This window comes from Coleofasciculus sp. B1-GNL1-01 (assembly GCF_040220235.1).
Classification (GTDB): domain Bacteria; phylum Cyanobacteriota; class Cyanobacteriia; order Cyanobacteriales; family Coleofasciculaceae; genus Coleofasciculus.
Window position 1 is genome coordinate 1 of record NZ_JAVJTO010000019.1, and the last position, 19,379, is coordinate 19,379.

6 protein-coding genes and 1 pseudogene are annotated in these 19,379 nt (G+C 45.7%); 1 reads left to right on the plus strand and 6 read right to left on the minus strand.

The window, feature by feature from the left end; genetic code table 11:
• Window positions 1-141: 141 nt before the first annotated feature.
• From RID53_RS04315 to RID53_RS04330, 4 genes and pseudogenes are all read right to left on the minus strand, one after another.
• Window positions 142-1,125, minus strand: a pseudogene (locus RID53_RS04315) (AAA family ATPase); the annotation flags it as partial.
• Window positions 1,126-1,511: 386 nt separating this feature from the next.
• A complete protein-coding gene (locus RID53_RS04320; RefSeq protein ID WP_446386946.1) occupies window positions 1,512-5,327 on the minus strand; it encodes a PAS domain-containing protein in 3,816 nt (1,271 codons plus the stop codon).
• A 360-nt stretch (window positions 5,328-5,687) separates the two neighbouring features.
• Entirely contained in the window at window positions 5,688-6,029 is a 342-nt protein-coding gene (locus tag RID53_RS04325) for a hypothetical protein (RefSeq protein WP_446386947.1), read from the minus strand.
• 132 nt (window positions 6,030-6,161) lie between these two features.
• A complete protein-coding gene (locus RID53_RS04330; RefSeq protein WP_446386948.1) occupies window positions 6,162-14,363 on the minus strand; it encodes a PAS domain S-box protein in 8,202 nt (2,733 codons plus the stop codon).
• A gap of 365 nt (window positions 14,364-14,728) precedes the next feature.
• Here RID53_RS04330 and RID53_RS04335 point away from each other — a divergent pair, with 365 nt between their 5' ends.
• Window positions 14,729-15,697 (plus strand): cation transporter, encoded by a 969-nt coding sequence (locus RID53_RS04335; protein ID WP_446386949.1) that lies wholly within the window; start codon window positions 14,729-14,731, stop codon window positions 15,695-15,697.
• 199 nt (window positions 15,698-15,896) lie between these two features.
• Here the strand turns inward: RID53_RS04335 and RID53_RS04340 are convergent, their stop codons facing one another.
• Together RID53_RS04340 and RID53_RS04345 are read right to left on the minus strand one after the other, a co-directional pair.
• Window positions 15,897-16,442: a hypothetical protein gene (locus RID53_RS04340; protein WP_446386950.1), complete on the minus strand. Its 546-nt coding sequence runs from the start codon at window positions 16,440-16,442 to the stop codon at window positions 15,897-15,899.
• Window positions 16,443-16,511: 69 nt separating this feature from the next.
• Entirely contained in the window at window positions 16,512-19,265 is a 2,754-nt protein-coding gene (locus RID53_RS04345; protein WP_446386951.1) for a valine--tRNA ligase, read from the minus strand.
• Window positions 19,266-19,379: the final 114 nt, after the last annotated feature.

Below are 19,379 nucleotides of genomic sequence, written 5' to 3' on the forward strand. Positions count from 1 at the left end.
AGCTGCAATGCCTGTATTGAAAAATAGCAGGTTTGAGCAAGTAGAGGCATCTTGATAATGCCCATTCGGAATTCGGACAAAGGTTTCTCTGCCGAATCTGATGCGAGAATCTGCGTCTCTTCAGAGCGCAGAATGTCAAAAGCCCAAATCAATCAGGAATTGTACATCATCATTGGGAATATCCCCCAACTCCCGACCGACGAGCATGGGTTCAATAATCGCCCGTACCCGGTCTTCTTGCAATAGACTAGCTAAACTATCCAGGTGAGTATCTTGCCGTTGAATCAATATTTCCTTGGCTTGCTCGATATGATCCACCGTAATCACCTGTTGCGGATCAGGCAAAATGACTTCCACAATTTCTTTAGCTAAGGCATTGACTAACCAGGGTTGACCCTGAGTTAATTCAAATGCTCGCTGTACTGCCTCACGCTCAAAAACCTGCCCGGTTTCGTTGGTATGCTGCTCGTACAATTGGGCGACTTCTTTTGCCGTAAAGTTGCTTAGGGTTAAGGATTTAATCTTGATATTGAAGGGACTTGAGGTGTTCAAGCGATTACTCCCCCCAGACGCGATTTTATAATCCCGTACATCCCGCACCCCAATCAGTGCTAGAGAGTGAGGAAATCGTTGGGGACGCTTGGGATACCCAGAACCCAATTGACGCAGTACTGAAATTAGGGTTTCATCCTGCAACGCATCAATTTCATCAATGAACAGGACAAGGGGACGGGGGGAGACTTTTGCCCAAAACCTTAATGCCGCTTGGATACGCTGTCCGGCTTCAGCGGGGAACCATTCCGGTGGATGGAGTTCCCAGGGTAAATAGTCTTCAGCATTCTCGCGCCAACTGCCCAGCATGGCGTTTTCTGCGGCACCTGGATCATGGGGAAAGGCGGCGCCAACTTCTGCCGATACCATGACGGCGGTGTATTGTTCGCTGGCGGTTAACTGTTGGGCGAGGGCTAGCATCGCGGTGGTTTTGCCCGTTTGCCGGGGCGCATGGATGACAAAGTAGCCCTGCTGCTCAATCAGTCGGTCTAGGTTAGGGAGTCGCGCTAGGGGCGAGATCATGTAGTGGATGTCGGCTTTGCACGGACCGGCTATGTTAAACCATTTGGGCATGGGAGGCAGGTGGCAGAAGGTAGGTGGGAACTCTTGATAGTTTTCCCATGATTTCAAATCTGTTACTTTATGGTATCAATAGTTTTGAGTGAGAGACCGTGTAGGGGCGGGTTTCACTACTACCCTTTCGTTCCTCACCTAGATGTGACTAAACCCGCCCCGATCAAGTGCGAGAGTTTTGACCCTTGGCAATGATTGTCGGGCATGGTTTCGAGACTTCCCGTGAACAGTCAGAATGTTCAACCGGATATGATATGAGTTGGGTTTCGTTCCTCAACCCAACCTACAACTTCAAACCCGCCCTGACCGAGTTTTGATCGCGTGGAGGGTTGACATTTTGTTTGTTATATGTAAAGGGGAGGTTGGGGAGGCGATCGCGCTTGATATTATGTCCTGGATTCACTTAAATTAACGGGAATTTCGATAATAAATTCTGTGCCTTTGCCTAAATCAGAAACACAGCTAATTTTACCTTGGTGTTTTTCGACAATAATCTGGTGACTTATGGCTAACCCTAACCCTGTGCCACTTCCCACTGGTTTGGTGGTGAAAAACGGGTCAAAGATATGCTGACGCACATTTTTACTCATGCCGATTCCGTTATCGCGAATCCGAATAATAATGGATTGGGAGAAGTTTTGAGTGTTGAGTCTTGACCCAAGGCTAGGCTGATCTGGAACCTGGTTTGTCGGGACGGGTTTAGGATTTTTCGTTTCGCTATTGATGATAACATTTGTGCGAAACATGCCCTGACTCACTGTTGAGTTAACCGCCTCATCTCCCCTAATTTTAGACGCGCCATGGCACGTCTCTACACGCTTCTGTGTACCTCCAGATTCTCTATTATTAGAGACTTCAGTGGTGATGGTAATCAATCGAGGTTCGGCTTGACAGTTTAAGGCTTCAATCGCATTATCAAAGATATTGATAAAGACTTGATTTAACTGACTGGCATAACAGGTAATTTTGGGAAGTTGGCTATAGTGTTTAATCACTTGAATTTCTGGGCGATTGCCTTCTGCCCGGAGTCGATGCTGTAACATGAACAGGGTGTTCTCAATGCCTTCATGAATATCAACCTGTTTTAACTGAGCTTCATCTAATTTGGAAAAGCTTTTGAGCGATCGCACAATTTGCTCGATGCGTTGAACCCCTATTTCCATAGAGTTAATCAGCTTAGACCAATCCTCGACCAGAAACTCTAAATCGATGTCCTGACTCAATTGTTTAATTGCGGCGGTGGGTTGAGGATAGGTTTGCTGATACAGGTGTACGAGTTTTAATAGGTCTTGGAAATAGTCACGAGCATAAGTAATATTGCCATAGATAAAATTGGCGGGGTTGTTGAGTTCATGTGCGACTCCCCCAACCATGCGCCCTAAACTGGACATTTTTTCGGTTTGGATCAGTTGGGCTTGGGTGCGTTTTAATTCAGCCAGGGTTTGTTGTAGCGCTTTGGCTTTTTCCCGTTCCCGGGTTTCTGATTCCTGCAATGCTAGTTCGATTTGTTTGCGATCGCTAATATCCCGGTGAGTTCCAGTCATCCGCACAGGTAAACCGTTTTCATCATCAGCAACGACTTTCCCATAATTGGAAATCCATTTATAGTCCCCAGATTTCGTCAGCAGTCGATAGTCTAATTTGTAGGGAATGGAGGGATCGCGTAAATGCGCCTGCAACAGTTCCATCACCCCCGGTTTATCATCGGGATGGATCAGGTTTTCCCAAGTGCTGACATGTCCGGGTAGTTCATCACACTCATAGCCCAGCATATCGAACCAGTGACGGGATAAATAAACCTCTCCAGTATTGATGTTCCAATCCCATAACCCATCTCCTGATGCATCTAACGCCAGTTGTAAGCGTTCTTCACTTTGGCGTAAGGCGGCTTGCGATCGCGTCCGTTCGATGGCAATTTTGGCAAGGTAGAGAATTTGGTCAATTAAGTCTTGATCCAGAGTTGTGGCGGTTTGCGGTTGGTGATAATACCCGGCAAATGTGCCTAAGATACTGCCATTACTGGATAAAATGGGGACAGACCAACAGGCTCGCAACCCATGGGCTAAGGCTAAGTCTTTATAATCTGCCCATAAGGGATCAGTCGCAATATCGGTGACAATAACCGTTTCTTTGCGATACGCTGCTGTACCACAGGAACCCACACCATCACCAATTTCCACACCATCGACCGCTTGATTATACGCATCCGGTAAACTCGGTGCTGCACCTAAGCGCAGTTTCCCCTGTTCATCTAATAAGAGAAAGGATGATCGCAGTTTTCCAGACTGTTCCTCAAGGAACCGGGCTAATGCTTCTAAAATATCCGGGAGTGGCGCATCGGAAGCAATTCGTTCCAAGACATTATTTTGTTCCTCCAGCAGTATCTGGGCTTGCTTGCGTTCTGTTATATCCAGAACGGTTCCCATTAGTTTAATCACCTGATTTTGGGCATTCAGGACAGGTTTACTTCGACCTTCCAGATAGCGAATTTCACCATCGGGACGAATAATTCGATATTCAATGGTATAGGATTGAGGAGTCTTGATCGCGTTTTTTACCTGTTGGATAAATAAAGGACGATCATCGGGATGAATCCAAGTCAGATGTTGCTTATACGTGAGGGGGTTTGGGTTGGGTTCAAGCCCATAAATCCGAAACAGTTCCGTTGACCAACTAATCTCCCCCGTCAGCCGATTAGACTCCCAACTACCAACAGATGCAATTTTCTGGGCTTCGGTGAGTCTGGCTTCAGACAGGCGCAGGTTTTCTGCTGCGGTTTTGCGATCGCTCATATCAATCGCAGTCCCCAGGGTTTGTCGGGTTGTCCCGTCTGCATCCTGTTTAAACACGGTTTCTCTGCAAAATAACCAACGCCATTCCCCGTTTTTGTGGCGCATCCGGTACTCTAACTCAAAGACTTCTCCCACTTTGGCGTGTTTGATGCGTTGTGCATGATCCGAGAGGATGGCAAAATCATCCGGGTGCATCAGCCTAGAGAGAACCTGATTCCCCATCTGTTGGATTTCTGCGGGGGTGTAACCTAAAATTTCATGGATTTCCCGGTTCGCGTAGATATTACGTTGTTCTACCCAGTCATGAATGTAGATAATATTGGGATTCGCATCATTAATTGCCTGTAACCAGCGCTGAGACTCTTGCAGGGCTTGATCGAGTTGCTGGCGTTCAATTCCCACCGCGATTTCATTTGCAACGGAAGCGAGGGTATGCAGAGTCGATAGGGATAAGGGATGACGGGCGAACATTGCCATAACCCCCACCAGTTCATTGTTTACGATCAGGGGATAACCAGCAAAGGATACCATTCCTTCCCGTCGCGCCCAGTCTGGATCACTGATTTCCGAATCATTGAGGATATCATTGGTGAGATGGGGTTGGCGTTGGCTAGCGATGCGACCAATTTTTAAATCACCCACGGGGACTCTAGCATGAGCGCCATTAATATGGGTGTACAATCCCGCCGAGGCTTGTAACTCTAAGATATTGTCTTGGGAATTCAGCGTCCAAATTCGGGCAAAGGCGATATCAAGGTGTTGGACAAAAGCTTGAGTACAGCGACACAGCATCGGAGATAACTCACTTTCCTGACTCAAGGCAAATCCGATATCTGAACGCAAGGCTAAGCGCTGCGTATGTTCGGCTAACTCGGCTTCGGCTTGTTTGCGATCGCGAATTTCTTGGTGCAACTGGGTGTTTTGGTTCTGGAGTTGCTGGGTTAACAATTTCAGATGTAGGTGAATTTTAACCCGGGCTAACACCTCATCCAGTTGAATCGGCTTACTAATATAGTCAACCGCCCCTAAGGATAATCCTTTGACTTTTGCCTCACAATTCGACGTATCCACCGCCGCTGTCATAAAAATGACAGGGATATGTTTAGTTTTCTCCCAGGCTTTCAGATGACGACAGGTTTCAAAGCCATCCATTTCTGGCATCATCACATCCAGTAATATCAGATCGGGATTCAGTTTCTCTAAGAGTTTCAGCCCTTGCTCACCACTTTTAGCAATCCGCACCTCAAACCCTGCGTCTCTCAAGAAATCCGAAACCAGTTTCAGATTCTCTGGCGTATCATCAATAACTAGAATTTGTGCATATCCTTGAGAATTCTGAATCTCTCCCCAGACGTTCGTCAACTCGTTTGGGGAATCTGGATGTAACTGAGAGTTTGGATAGAGTGACATTTTAGCTTAGTTTCCCTTGCCCGGTAATGCCATTCTATTCGCTTGGCACGGGATGGGGTAGATAAGGAGTCTAGTTTCACTCAAAATTTAACTTGGCTAGCATCGACGAGACGATCTTCAGTTTCCCGATTACTCTGTCGCCGTTTTTATCTAGCTCAACGCTATACCAAATCTATCAAAAAGCCGATCAGGTAAAGAGGGCGGGTTTTGTCTGTTCAATTATCTCAGACGATCAACATTGATCCCTAAACCCGCCCCTACATTTAACGATTCGGTAAATTTAACCTGCCAGTTTGCCATAACAGTTGACGTTCAAGCAGGCGATCGCGAAGATTTAATCGTAGTAGTCGAATTGTCACTCTACCTCAGCAATGCTTTAGCCTTAGCCATTCGCACCAAATGTTCTAAATATTCATAACTTTGCCAAATTTTTTCTTCATCAGGTGTTAACCCGACAGTGCGATTTTTCTCCAACAAGGTTTGAATTTGAGTTTGCAAAGCTGGAGAGGGGCGCAGGGCAATAATTTCTTCGGGTGTTGGTAGAGTTGCGAAGAATTCCAAGACTTCAGCCATCCCCGAAAAACCAACATGAGTGTGTGCCTCAAATTCTCGTAAACCCAGTTCCAGAATTTGAGGTAAGCAATTCTCCAGAGCGTTAACTCGTTGTGCTACATCGTCAGGAAGGTCAAAGGTAACTTGCATGGGAAAAATTATCTAGGATATAACGTACTATTTTACAGCGCTTTTCAAGTAAGTGATGTACACAGACAGATCCCCGAATTCTTGCAGAAGTCGGGGATCTTGCTTAGAGAATGATAAATGACAAAATCCCAATCACCAATCACCAAAATAATTCTCCAATAAATTAACAATTTTTTCATAGTCAAACTGAGCCGCCATTCCCAACACTTCAAGAGCAAAGGGAATATAATCTGGATTAATATCTTGCAGTCGCATGGTTTCCTCCTCAACCCCAGCGACATCCCCCATACTCGCCGCTTCATAGAGAACCCTTAACTCCTCCTGCGTCGGAATTACGCGATCGCCTGATTCCAAATACGAGTTAGAGGGTTCAGCTTTATCCTGATAAATCCATGACATATCTAAATACACCTGAATTTTCTGTAACAACTCTTCGGTGGCAATTGGCTTGGTGAGAAAATCTGTACAGCCAGCCTCTAAACTCTCCACGCGGTTATTAGCAAAGGCATTAGCAGAAATGGCAATAATCGGCATCGTTTTAAACTCAGGCAATTGCCGTAGGTGTTGCGTCATTTGGTGTCCATTCATCACAGGCATAACAATATCAACCAGAATCAAATCCGGTTGCCATTCCGCAGCTTTTTCTACTCCCTCTTGTCCATTCGCGGCTTCTTGGATTTCAAAGCCAATGGGTTCTAAAACACTCCGGAGAACCGCACAATTTTCCCAGCGATCATCTACAATCAATATTTTACATTTAGCACCAGCATACCCCACAATTGTATCCAGGGGTTTTGCCGGAATAAACTGGGCTGAAGAAGAGACTTCCGGTAAATCTACCTCAAACCAGAATTTACTGCCTACACCAGGATGACTTTCAACCCGAATTTGACTCCCCATCAAGGCGATGAGTTTCTGAGTAATTGCTAATCCTAACCCGGTTCCTTCATGGTGACGAGAACTATCCCTCACTTGCTCGAAGGGTAAGAAAATTGTCTCTAAGTCTTCAGAATTCATGCCAATTCCGGTATCTTCAACCTGGAAGCGGATGTGGTTATTTGCCATTCGTCTTTGGTCATTTGTCTTTTGTTCTTGGTTAATTATACTGACTGTAAACGTGACATTCCCTGTATCCGTAAATTTAACGGCATTGGAAAGCAGGTTCATTAAGACTTGACGGAGACGCTTTTCATCTGCATGAACTATTTGTGGCACGGGTGTGGGAGGATTGTAGATAAAACTAATGTCTTTTTGAATGGTTTTTAGGCGAAATATTTCACAGAGTCCGACGATAAATGAGGGAAAATAAAAGTCTTCGGGATAGAGTTCTAGTTTTCCGGCTTCCACTTTCGACAGGTCTAAAATATCGTTAATTAGGGTGAGCAGATGTTTGCCGCACTGGTGGATGATTTCAATTCCGTCCTTTTGTTTTTGGGTTAAGTTAGGATTGGGTTTAAGAATTTGAGCATAGCCTAAAATGCCATTTAGAGGCGTGCGAAGTTCATGACTCATTGAGGCTAAGAACGCACTTTTGGCACGATTGGCGGCTTCGGCGGCATCTTTGGCTTTGGCTAGTTCGATCTCGGTTTTCTTGAGTTCAGTTATATCAATTTCAATCCCATCCCAAATCGTTCGTCCATCGGCTAAACGACGGGGGGCAGAACGTACATAAGACCATTGAATATCACCGCTAGGTGTTCGCTTCCGCATCTGCATCTCATAAATCGAAAGATTACGCCAGGATTCTTCATTACGTTGGTAATTTAGCTGACGATCTTCGTCAACAATTAGGTTAAACAAAACACTAGCATCCTGGATAATTACCTCTGGTTTAATGCCGACTAATCGTTCAATCCCGGCGGTGATGTAGGAGAAGTGAAACGTGCCATTAGGTTCTCTAACGAGTTGATAAATTAAACCATTGGGCAGATTATCGGCTAGAGTACGCAATCGGTATTCTCGTTCTTGTAGCGCTAATTCTGCTTTTTTGCGATCGGTAATATCTTTACCAATTCCCAAAATAGACCCATCGGGTAGGCGAATATTTGCCCAAGTGGTGTCTATTATTTCGCCCGTGCGGATTCGAGTCTGAAAGTCTCGCCACGTTCCATCTGCTTTTAAGACAAATTCTAACACGGAGGCGCAATACTCTGGATTAGGATAAAGCTCGGCTATAATATTATCAATGTTTTGAATTTCTGCCAGTGACCACCCCAATGTTTGCTCAAATGCCGGGTTGATTAATTGCACCTTACTCCGGTCATTTACGAAACACAACATAACCGGAAGCGCATCAAAAATTGCCTGGAGAATTTCTTTTTGCTGACTCAACGCCAGTTCAGCTTGTTTGCGATCGCTAATGTCTCGGAGAATGGCGGTACAGATAATTTCGCCATTGATGTCCAGTTTAGAAATTGAGGCTTCCATAGGAAACTCTGTCCCATCCTGGCGGCGACCAAACAGTTCATTCCGTTCTCCCATTTGTCGGGCTTTACCCGCAGATTCGGCAAAATTAGTAACATGTTGGCGGTGAATTGTAGCGGCGCGAGGGGGTAATAGTAAATCCAGAGGTTGACCTAATACTTGATCTGCCTTGTAGCCAAACATTTGTTCGGCACCCTGATTGAATAGGATAATCCGTTGTTCACTATCGACGGAAATAATCCCATCTTTGGCAATTTCTAGAATCCCGGCAAATCGCGCTTGAGAGGCGGCTAGAGCCAGTTCAGCCTGTTTGCGATCGCTAATATTCCGGGTGAGGGCAATCACTTCAGTTTGATTCAGGGGAACCATTCGCGCCTCGAAGTATTGTTCCCCATTAGATAGGGGTAAAGAATACTCGATACTCACCAGGGATTCAGTGGCTAAAACCTGCTGAATCGCGGCATATAATTTTTCTCCTACATCAGTCGGTAATACCTCTTGAATTTTATGGTGCAGAAATGAGTCCGGTGAGGTATATAACTCCTGATAGTTTTTGGTGCGAAAATCCAGAATCGTGCCATCCGCCGCCAGCCGAAACAGGATATCAGGAAACGCATCAAAAATGGCTTGCATTTCCTGGTTGGTTTGCCGCAATTGAGTTTCCACCTGTTTCAATTCCGTGAGATTCCGACAATTGACGACAACGCCGGAAATTCGCTGATTAGCATCCAGATAAGGGATATAGGTGACGCTGATAAATTCGTGTTTTCCCCCCGGATAATCAAACCACTCTTGATAGTTTATGGTTTCCCCCGCCAGACAGCGATCTAAATTGGGTTTAATTACCTGTACAAACACGTCCTCTCCCAGCAAGTCACTCACCGAATGACCAACAATTTCGTTATATTGTTTTTGATTCCAATCCAGATAGGCTTGATTGACAATTTTATAGGTGTAATTGCTATCCACCAAGGAAATGGCATCGGTTGTTGATGACACAATCCGTTCATACCGTCGCAAGGCATCTTCGGCTTCTTTGAGTTCGGTGATATCCTGAGATGTTCCCAAAATCCTAATCACCCGGTTATTTTCATCCCGTTCAAATACAACTTCCTTTGACAATAACCAGCGCCATGATCCATCGTTGTGACGAAATCGACTCTCAGTGGTTAAAACATCGCTATCTGATGCCGTTTGCCAAAAGTTTATATTCCGCTCAATTAACGGCAAATCATCGGGATGGAGGACATTTAGGAAAAATTCCATTCCCCGCCGTATAATTTCCTCGGGAGTGTAACCCAATATATCCAGAGATTGTCGATTAATATAGAGATCGGTTCCTGCTGTTGGGTCAAATAAGTAAAGCAGTTGCGGCGAAGCATTAATGATTTTTTCGATAAACCGTTGATTTTCCTTGAGTTGGAGTTCAATCTGTTTGCGATCGCTAATATTAAAGCTTGTGCCAATTAATCGATAAATGCGGGATTTTCTATCTTTTAGGGGGGTTAAACTACTAATCCACCAAGAGTCTTTTCCGTTAATCTGTAGCGAATGTTCATAGGTAATTTTCTCTCCCGCCGCCAGACAGCGACGATACCGTTGGCACACCGCCTCGGCAATGTCTGGTGTTAATACCTCATGTGGCGTTTTCCCTTTTATTTCTGAGTTGCGAAGACCAGACATCCGTTCATGGGTGGGATTAATGCTAACATAGCGAAACTCACCGTTTTCCAGAACGTCAACGATAAAGACAGCCGCTTCAATGCCTTCGTAAATACTGCGTAAAAACGCTTCGCTTTCTCGTAAGGCTTCCTCCGTTTGCTTCCGTTCCGTGATATCCTGGGCGACAACCATCCCAGCAATAATCTCTCCCGCCTCATCTCGCACCGCCCGAATTTGCAGCAGTTGAGTCCGATTTCGATAGGGTATTTCCAGGGTTTTTTCTATCCCGGCTAAAGCGTCACGATACAGGGGTTCAACTACCGCACATTCTTGCTCAGATAACGCTTCCCAAATCGTTTTTCCTTCTAAGACATCCCGACTATATCCTGAGCCTGAGCGACCTAATCCTTGACCATCTGCCACTAAATACCGCAGCTCCTGATCAAACAAGAAAATTGCCCCATTGGGGAAATGTTTTGCCATAGTACGGTAGAGTTGTTCACTATAGCGTAGGGCGTCTTCAGCTTGTTTGCGTTCAGTAATATCAGTAATCATCCCCAAGACTCCTGTCGCTTGTCCCGATGCATCACAAATCGGAGTTGAGGCGATTAACGTCCACAACTCCGAACCATCACGGCGGCGAAACTTAAATTCATGCTTTTCATGAATTCCCTGACGGCGACGCTCTAAATTTCGGGTAGCCATAGCTTTCCCCGCTTCATCCATAAAAGCAAACATAGGTTGTTCCAGCATCTGCTCCACTGAATACCCCAACATTTGCGCCATTTTCGGATTAACAAATATCGTATTTCCGTCCATGTCGATACTCCAAATTCCCTCATCAGCGGTTTCGACAATGCGACGATACTCTTCCTCCCGCTCTCGTAAAGCTTCCTCAGCTCGTTTGCGTTCAGTGATATCAATTAAATACCCCACACATTCCAGGGGTGTCCCCATTTCATCCCGAATCAAACGCAGTTGAGTGGTGAGCCAGTGATACGTGCCATCCCCATGGTGAAAGCGGTATTCGTAGGTACAATATCCCTGAGCAAATAGTTGTGGTATTACCTCGTTTATCACCGTCCTATCCTCTGGGTGAACTCGCTCCCACCAAAACGGAGCATTGTCGATAAAGTTCTCAGCATCATAGCCAAGAATTGTACTGGCATTTTCACTCATAAACGTGGCGGAGTAATCGCCTTCGATTTGAGAACTAAAAATAACCGCAGGACTCGCCGTGAGCAGATATTGCAGGCGTTCTTTAGTCGATTGGAGTTCTAACTCGGCTTGTTTGCGTTCGGTAATATCTTCAACCAAGCCAACAAACCGCAACAGTTCTCCCGTTTCATCTCGCACCACCGAAATATCAGCAGTAATCCAGCGTTGTTCACCATCAGGTCGAATAATCCGATACTCCCGCTTTACCGAATGTCCTTGAAACTGTTGGCTAAGGGAATCGAGAACCAACGGACGATCCTCTGGATGTACCGCCTCTATCCAGGATTCTGGGTGTTGATATAGACTTTCACAAGAACGTCCCCATATCGTTTCGTAGGCGGGACTGACGTAGAGAAACTGACCGGAACTGGCGGAGCGGACAAAGAAGAATTGACTCACAGTTCTGGCAATTTCTTGGAAGCGGTTCTCGCTCCTGATTAAGGCTTGTTCAAATTGCTTGCGATCGGTGATATCCTGGGTGACAACCATCCCGGCGATGATGGTTCCTGCATCATTTCTCACCGCCGTACTCTGACACAAATAGGTGAATTCTCCGAGGCTAATTTCTTGAGTCTGCTCAATTCCGGCTAAGGCGGCATGATAGAGTGGCTCAACTATGGCACAAGTGTCTGGCGGTAAAACCTCCCAGAGGGTTTTCCCATGCAAGGCTTCCCCACGATGTCCGGCTTGAGCCAACGCCTGACCATCCGCCACCAGATAGCGTAGGTTATCGTCAAACAGGAACATGGCTCCATTGGGGAAGTTCCTAGCCATAGCGCGATACAGGTATTCACTGGTGCGAAGAGCGTCTTCAACCTGTTTGCGATCGCTAATATCCCGTGCTACCCAAATTACCGCCTGATCGGACAAAGGCGCAATGGAGATAGTAAACCACATCTCGTGGTTATCCAGGGTTAAATGATAGTCAAAATAAAGGGTTTGCTGGGTGTTCAGTACCTGTTCCACTTGCGCGAACCAAAGTTCCTCTGGGTCTTGAAAAAATTGCTCGACAATGACATTCAGTAAGTTAATGTCTTCCGGGGACAAGTAGGTTCGCTTTGTCGGTGCAACGTTGATATTTTTTTGAGCATCAATCATCAGAACAATATCGTTAATCGCTTCAAAAATCGTCCGAATTTGCTGCTCAGAACTAGAAAGCTTACCTTTGAGTAACTGACGTCCAGCAATTTCTCGCTTTAATCGTTCGTTCGCGTCCCTTAATTCAGCCGTTCGTTGAGCGACGTTGGCTTCTAGAGTCCGATGGTAATTCTGTTGGAGTGCCTCGGCTCGTTTGCGTTCGGTGATATCAAAAAAGGCGACAATTGCGCCAATAAGTGTCCCCATTTCATCGAATAAGGGCGTCGCATAAGCTTCCACGGGAATAATCTGATTCCGTTGATGAATTTCCAGATCATCCACTATCGTTTGTTCCCGATTAAGAGCGCGAACCACAGGCAGATTTTCCACCGGATACAACTGCTGGGTGTCGCTCTGATAAATCTGATAGGTTATAGCTAAGTCCTCGATTTTGGCGTCGGGTAATGTCTCGATTTCTAGTAACTCTTTTGATTTTTGATTGGCATAGGTCAATTGTCCAGTTACATCATGAACTGATATGCCGACGGGTATGGCTTCTAGAATTTGAGTTAGGTTATGTTCACTTTGGCTTAAGGCTTGATTGGAGGTTTGCAGTTCTGTAAAATACTGGTGTAATTGCGCCGCCATTATGTTAAAAGAATTTGCCAGTTGACCAACTTCATCCCCCCGGTTAATTGGTAAGGATTGCTGCCATTCTCCCCGCGCGATCGCGTCAGCGGCTCTATTTAACTTCAGAATCGGTTTTGTCACCCAGCGAGCGGTAATAATTCCCAGCACAATAGACAGGATTAATGCCGCAATACACAATCCGATCGTGGTGCGCGTATTGGCATAAATCTCTGCCATAAAGTCCGATTCAGGAACAACAGTGACAATGAACCAGTTCAACCCCGATTGCTCCTGAATTGGGTTAATATGTAGGAAATAGCGATTGTCCTTAAATGTAAACTTAAACGTTTGATCCTGCTTAATTTCAGACCAGTGATTCACCTGATTCAAGAGAACATTGACGGAGGCTTTAGTCAGGGGATTCCTACTATTTTTAGCAGGTAGCCGCCAGTCTTGAATATTTAAGTTTTTGAGATAATCTGACTCTAAATCTGGCTTAAACGGGATTTCGCCAGTCGAACTAGCAACAATTTCTCCTTTTTGATTGACAATGAAAACTTGACCCGTTTGTCCCACCTCCACACTCTCTAGAAACTCAGCCAACTCAGGCACAAAAAGGGTAGCTGCCACAACCCCTTGAAAATCTCCCTCTGAGTCATTAAACGGTAAAAAGTTAACCATCATTAATAGAGGTTGATTAACGCCCTGGGATAGACTAACAACCGGACGCCAAATTCCTTTACCTGCTTGCTTTGTCGCTGGATACCAAGCCTCACCCTCCGCTGGATCATTGTGAGGATCATAGTCAGTCATACCCTTGATTCGTTTTAGTCGCGTTCCCTGAAGATTGGCAGTATACTTGTGAAAAGCATAGTTGGTCGATTTATCAAGAACACGAATTATTAAAGAATCACTCGCCAATGATTTTGCCACAGCCAAAAATTCTCGTTCTTCAGTAGCAATTGCCACACTACTAACCGTGTCATAAATTTGCAGTTGTTGGGCGAAGTAGCGTTCTAAACCCGGAAAATTTTTCCAGTCTATAACCCCAGTCCGAATAGCAGCAGCAAGATTTTGAGTTACCTGGTGAGGATTTTCCAGATAATCAGACACATTTTGCTCAACACGCTCGTCCACCTCATCGATTAACTGATAGGCTAAGTTGTCAACTGTCTTTTGATTATTACGATAGGAAAGATATCCGACTGATCCCACCGTTCCGACAATTTGCAGGACAAACTGAACAATAATAACGGTTCTCAGAGGCAGGTTTCCGGCAACATTAGCTAGGAATGATTTTAGGGATTGACTAGGATGTAGCATACTTTGTCATTTGTCATTTGTCATTTGTCATTTGTCATTTGTCATTTGTCATTTGTCATTTGTCATTTGTCATTTGTCATTTGTCATTTGTCATTTGTCATTTGTCATTTGTGATAATTGAATGGTTAGGTCGGGGCGGGTTTAGTTATATCCGGGTGAAATCAAAATGTTAGTGGTAAAACCCGCCCCTACATAGGGCTTGCTGAATACAATAGACGTTCTATAGCGCTCCCCCTGCTCCCCCTGCTCCCCCTGCTCCCCCTGCTTCCCCTGCTTCCCCATCTCTGGCAATCTTGGCGAAAGAAGGCACAGATTGGGCTTACTATTGGGTAGTTGCCCCTGTTGGGTTCACTACCTTCTGACACATGACTGAAGGATCACATCGTATTCAGACGAGTCGTCTGATATTATTTACAACGCTTTGGCTAACCTTATTTATATTATCGGTTAAAGTTTCTGCGGCTTGGGCGACGCGATCGCTAAGTCTTATGGCAGAATCGATGCAGACGTTATTGGTTAGCTTCAGTACCCTGCTGAGTTTATATAAGCTAATCGCCCATGAGCATCCCATCCGGCGATCGGTGTATGGTCATGGTAAGTGGGAAACCCTGATCCTATTCTTACTGATTGGCTTTCTGGGGTTTACCGGATTAAATGTCTGGGGAATGTCAGCGCAACAATTATTGAACCAACCCTCAGATGAGTGGTTGACGTTTCCGGTGCGAGTAAGTTTACCCCTGATTCAATTACTCGCCGTTGTGATCATTACCAGTTTAGGATTGGCATTAGTTGGACGGTATCAAGGGAAACAACTGAGAAGCGCTGCCTTAGGGTTTAATGCTCGACAACTGTTGTTAGATGTTTGCCTGACTCTGGTTGTACTCCTAGGACTTTTGGGCGTCGAGGCGGGTTGGGTTTGGCTGGATGTAGTGCTAGCCATTGTCCTGGTTCCCGTGGCGGTGAGGAATTGCTGGCAAGTGATCAACTGGCAATTTCCCCTACTGGTTGAGCAAACCGCGATCGCTCCCGAAATTCTAGCGCAAATTGCTCATCAAGTTGGCGGAATTACTCACTGTTATCATATTCAATCACGAGGCGTTGTCGGGCGTTATGTGTATATTCAAATGCACCTGATCATCCATCCTGAATTTGCTGGCGTCACTTCTTTACTGGTGGAACGAATTAAGGGCATGATTGAGGAAGAATATGGTCCGGTGCAGGTGACATTTTATATTGAGGATGACTTTACTGTAGCGGCAAATCGTCATCGTTCAGGGTTTATGTCAGATCAGAATCCTGATAATCCAAATAATCCTGAGTTCGGGGATTGGTAATTTGTCGTCATTAGTCATTAGTCATTAGTCATTAGTCATTAGTCATTAGTCATTGGTCATTTGTCATTCGTCTTTATGCATAATTGAACGGTTAGGTTGGGGCGGGTGTAGGGTGCGTTAGCGAAGCGTAACGCACCATTTCAAACGTTAGTATTAAAACCCGCCCCTACAAAAGATGTTTCATCGGAACGTCCCTGCTTCACCCATCTCCCTCATCTCCCTCATCTCCCTCATCTCCCTTATCTCCCTTATCTCCCTCATCTTCTTCATCCGGAAGAGTAATATTATACTTTTCTAATTGATCCTGTAACTTGGCTTCCCGTTCCTCCATTTGTTGCTGTTGGAGTTTTAACTCAATTTCCAAGGCTTGAATATTTTCGCGACGGGCTTCCATTTCAGCACGCTGACGAGTTAAATCTTGACTTTGTAACGTCAAATCTTGTCGCCATTGTTCGGTGCGGGTCACTTCTTCCTGTAAGAACATGGGCGTAATTCCGATAGTTAGATATCGGTGGACGAAGTTTAATACCCACTCCTTGGCAGATTGAATATCCAGAACCTCTTGATTGTCAGAAATATCTACCAACACTAACGATCCTTGATGAAAGGCGTTCGCACCATCCAGCGAAATGCTTTCTGGTGGATTAATGACTGCCCAGCAATCATCCGATTCTTGACGAGCTAGCAATTCGAGTTCAATGCTGCCGTCTTTGTCATTTTTTTGCACTTCACCCAGATGTAGCATAGCCTGTTAGTTGTTGGTCGTTAATGAGCAAGGAATTGATTTTCACGAAGGAATAATGTATCATCTTTTTCAAAGTCGCTTGAGGCGATCGCGCAAAATTTCGGCTTGATGCATAGACTCACTCAATGCATCCTTAGCACCCTGGACAATAGGGGCGGGGGCTTTATTGACAAAGTTTGGATTCGCCAAACGACTCGACAGAGATTTGACTTCAGCATCGATTTTACTGAGATCTTTTTCTAACTTAGCGCGAAGTGTTTCAACATCAACTAAACCCGCTAGAGGAATAATCACTTGAACCGTACCCGTTACACCTGCCATCGTGTTTTTCAATTCTTCGGTTAAGGCTGGCACAATCGTCAAGGTATCAACTTTGCCTAAGTCTTGTAGATAAGATTCACCCTTCTGTAAAATCTCTCGTTCATCCGGATTTTCACTTTGCAAAATCACGGGGGCTTTTGTCTTCGGTTTCACACCCGCTTCTGCACGCAGGTTGCGGATGGTGCGGATTGCACCAATGAGTAACTCGAACTGCTTTTCTAGATCTTGATTGATAGGAAATACACCCGGTTCGGTTTCCGAGTCGGGTAGCGCGGGATAGGGTTGTAACGCTAAACACTCGTCTGTCTTTTGCGTCAAAGTATGCCAGATTTCTTCGGTAATGTGCGGCATAAACGGATGCAACAGTTTCAGGATACCATCGAGGATGTATGCCAGGGTTTGCTGGGCGATTTGCCGCGATTGGGTTCCCTGCTGGCGTAACCGTTGTTTGACCAGTTCAATATACCAGTCACAAAAGTCACCCCAGATAAAGTCATAGAGTCCCTTGGCGGCTTCTCCTAAACCGTAATGATCGATATCCTGACGGGTTTGAGTAACAACTTGATAAAAGCGGGAGAGAATCCAGCGATCGCTTAATTCTAATGTATCCCGTTCCTGTGCCAATGGCGAACCCAAGACTTGGGGCGATTTCCCATCCAGATTCATCATCACAAACCGCGCCGCATTCCAGAGTTTATTGGCAAAGTTGCGCGAGGCTTCTACGGATGCCGATTCATCGGTTTGGCGATTATACTCTAAACGAATATCTTGACCCGCACCTGCGACTTCCCGGATTAAGGTATAGCGTAGCGCATCGGTTCCATATTTCTCGATCAAAAGCAGCGGATCAATGCCATTATTGGCTGACTTGGACATCTTTTTGTTATTTTCATCCCGGACTAAGCCGTGGATGTAAACGGTTTGGAATGGCATTTGATCAGTAAAATACCCACCCATCATCGTCATCCGGGCAACCCAGAAAAAGATGATATCAAAGCCTGTAACCAATACAGTAGTAGGATAGTACGTCTCTAAATCCTTTGTCTGTTGGGGCCAGCCCATGGTGGAGAAGGGCCACAAGCCGGAGGAAAACCAAGTGTCGAGAACATCGGGGTCTTGAATGAGCTTGACAGATTCACCAAATTGTGATTTTGCTTTTTCTAAGGCTTCGGCTTCACTGTGAGCCACGATAAAGGGAGTATTATCGGTAATTTCGCCTCCGGTTTCACTAACCGCATACCAAGCGGGAATTTGATGTCCCCACCAGAGTTGGCGCGAAATACACCAGTCTTCTAACTTAACTAACCAGTCTCGGTAAACTTTTGTCCAGCGATCGGGGACAAAATTGGGGGAGTGATGCTGATCCAGCGATTCCAGGGCTTTATCCGCCAGGGGACGAATCTTAACGAACCATTGGGTGGATAATAGGGGTTCAACGGGGACTTTGCCGCGATCGCTATAGGGAACGGTATGATGATAGTCTTCAACTTTCACCAGACATCCATCCGCCTCGAGGCGCTGCACCACATTTTTCCGGGCGACAAATCGGTCTTGTCCTTGAAACTCGCCCGCATTTTCATTCAGCGTGCCATCTTTATTCAGAATAGTAATGAAGGGCAGGTCATGGCGTTTACCCATCTCAAAGTCATTAGGATCATGGGCAGGTGTAACTTTGACACAGCCTGTCCCGAAACTAGGGTCAACCAACTCATCCCCAATCACCGGAATCTCTCGCCCCATAATCGGCAAGGTCAAGGTTTTGCCAATTAAATGCTGATAGCGTTCATCCTTGGGATTAACCGCCACTGCTGTATCCCCCAGCATCGTTTCCGGGCGAGTTGTCGCCACTTCCACTGACCCATTTCCCTCAGTCAGGGGATAACGAAAATGCCACAGATGACCATTAACCTCCTTATTTTCCACCTCCAAATCCGAAACCGCCGACTGGGATTGGGGACACCAATTCACCATATATTCACCCCGGTAAATCAGTCCGGCGTCATAGAGTTGGACAAAGGCTTCCAGCACCGCATTAGACAAGCCTTCGTCCATGGTGAACCGTTCCCGCGACCAATCCACCGACACGCCTAAGCGACGCAATTGGTTAACAATCCACCCCCCTGATTCTTCTTTCCATTGCCAAGCGCGATTTAGATAGGTTTCCCGTCCTACCTCTTGACGAGTTTTGCCTTCAGCCTTGAGTTGCCGATCTAAGATTGTGGACACCGCAATACTGGCATGGTCAGTTCCCGGAACCCACAGCGTATTAAACCCCTTCATTCGGTTATAGCGAACTAGGATATCCATAATGGTTTGTCCCAAGGCGTGACCCATGTGCAGGCTACCTGTGACATTGGGCGGTGGAATCACCATGGAATAGGGTTCGCCATCTTGTTCGGGGTTAGCTTGAAAAACACCTTGTTCTTCCCAAAACTGCTGCCATTTGGCTTCGGTCGTGGTGGGATCATATTGAGTGGGTAGGGAGGGAGTGGTTGCTGTCATGGAAATCTTGGGTTTTACGTTTAATTTTGCCATACCCGACGACGGGGTTTGGGGTTCACCGAGGTTAACGTCAAAAAATAGATGAATTAAGTCTTGTTATTTTTTCAGACCACG

Coding starts and splice junctions, on each gene's coding strand:
- RID53_RS04340 (WP_446386950.1), bottom strand. CDS start 16,442: ATGCTACATCTGGGTGAAGTGCAAAAAAATGACAAAGACGGCAGCATT.
- RID53_RS04320 (WP_446386946.1), bottom strand. CDS start 5,327: ATGTCACTCTATCCAAACTCTCAGTTACATCCAGATTCCCCAAACGAG.
- RID53_RS04325 (WP_446386947.1), bottom strand. CDS start 6,029: ATGCAAGTTACCTTTGACCTTCCTGACGATGTAGCACAACGAGTTAAC.
- RID53_RS04345 (WP_446386951.1), bottom strand. CDS start 19,265: ATGACAGCAACCACTCCCTCCCTACCCACTCAATATGATCCCACCACG.
- RID53_RS04330 (WP_446386948.1), bottom strand. CDS start 14,363: ATGCTACATCCTAGTCAATCCCTAAAATCATTCCTAGCTAATGTTGCC.
- RID53_RS04335 (WP_446386949.1), top strand. CDS start 14,729: ATGACTGAAGGATCACATCGTATTCAGACGAGTCGTCTGATATTATTT.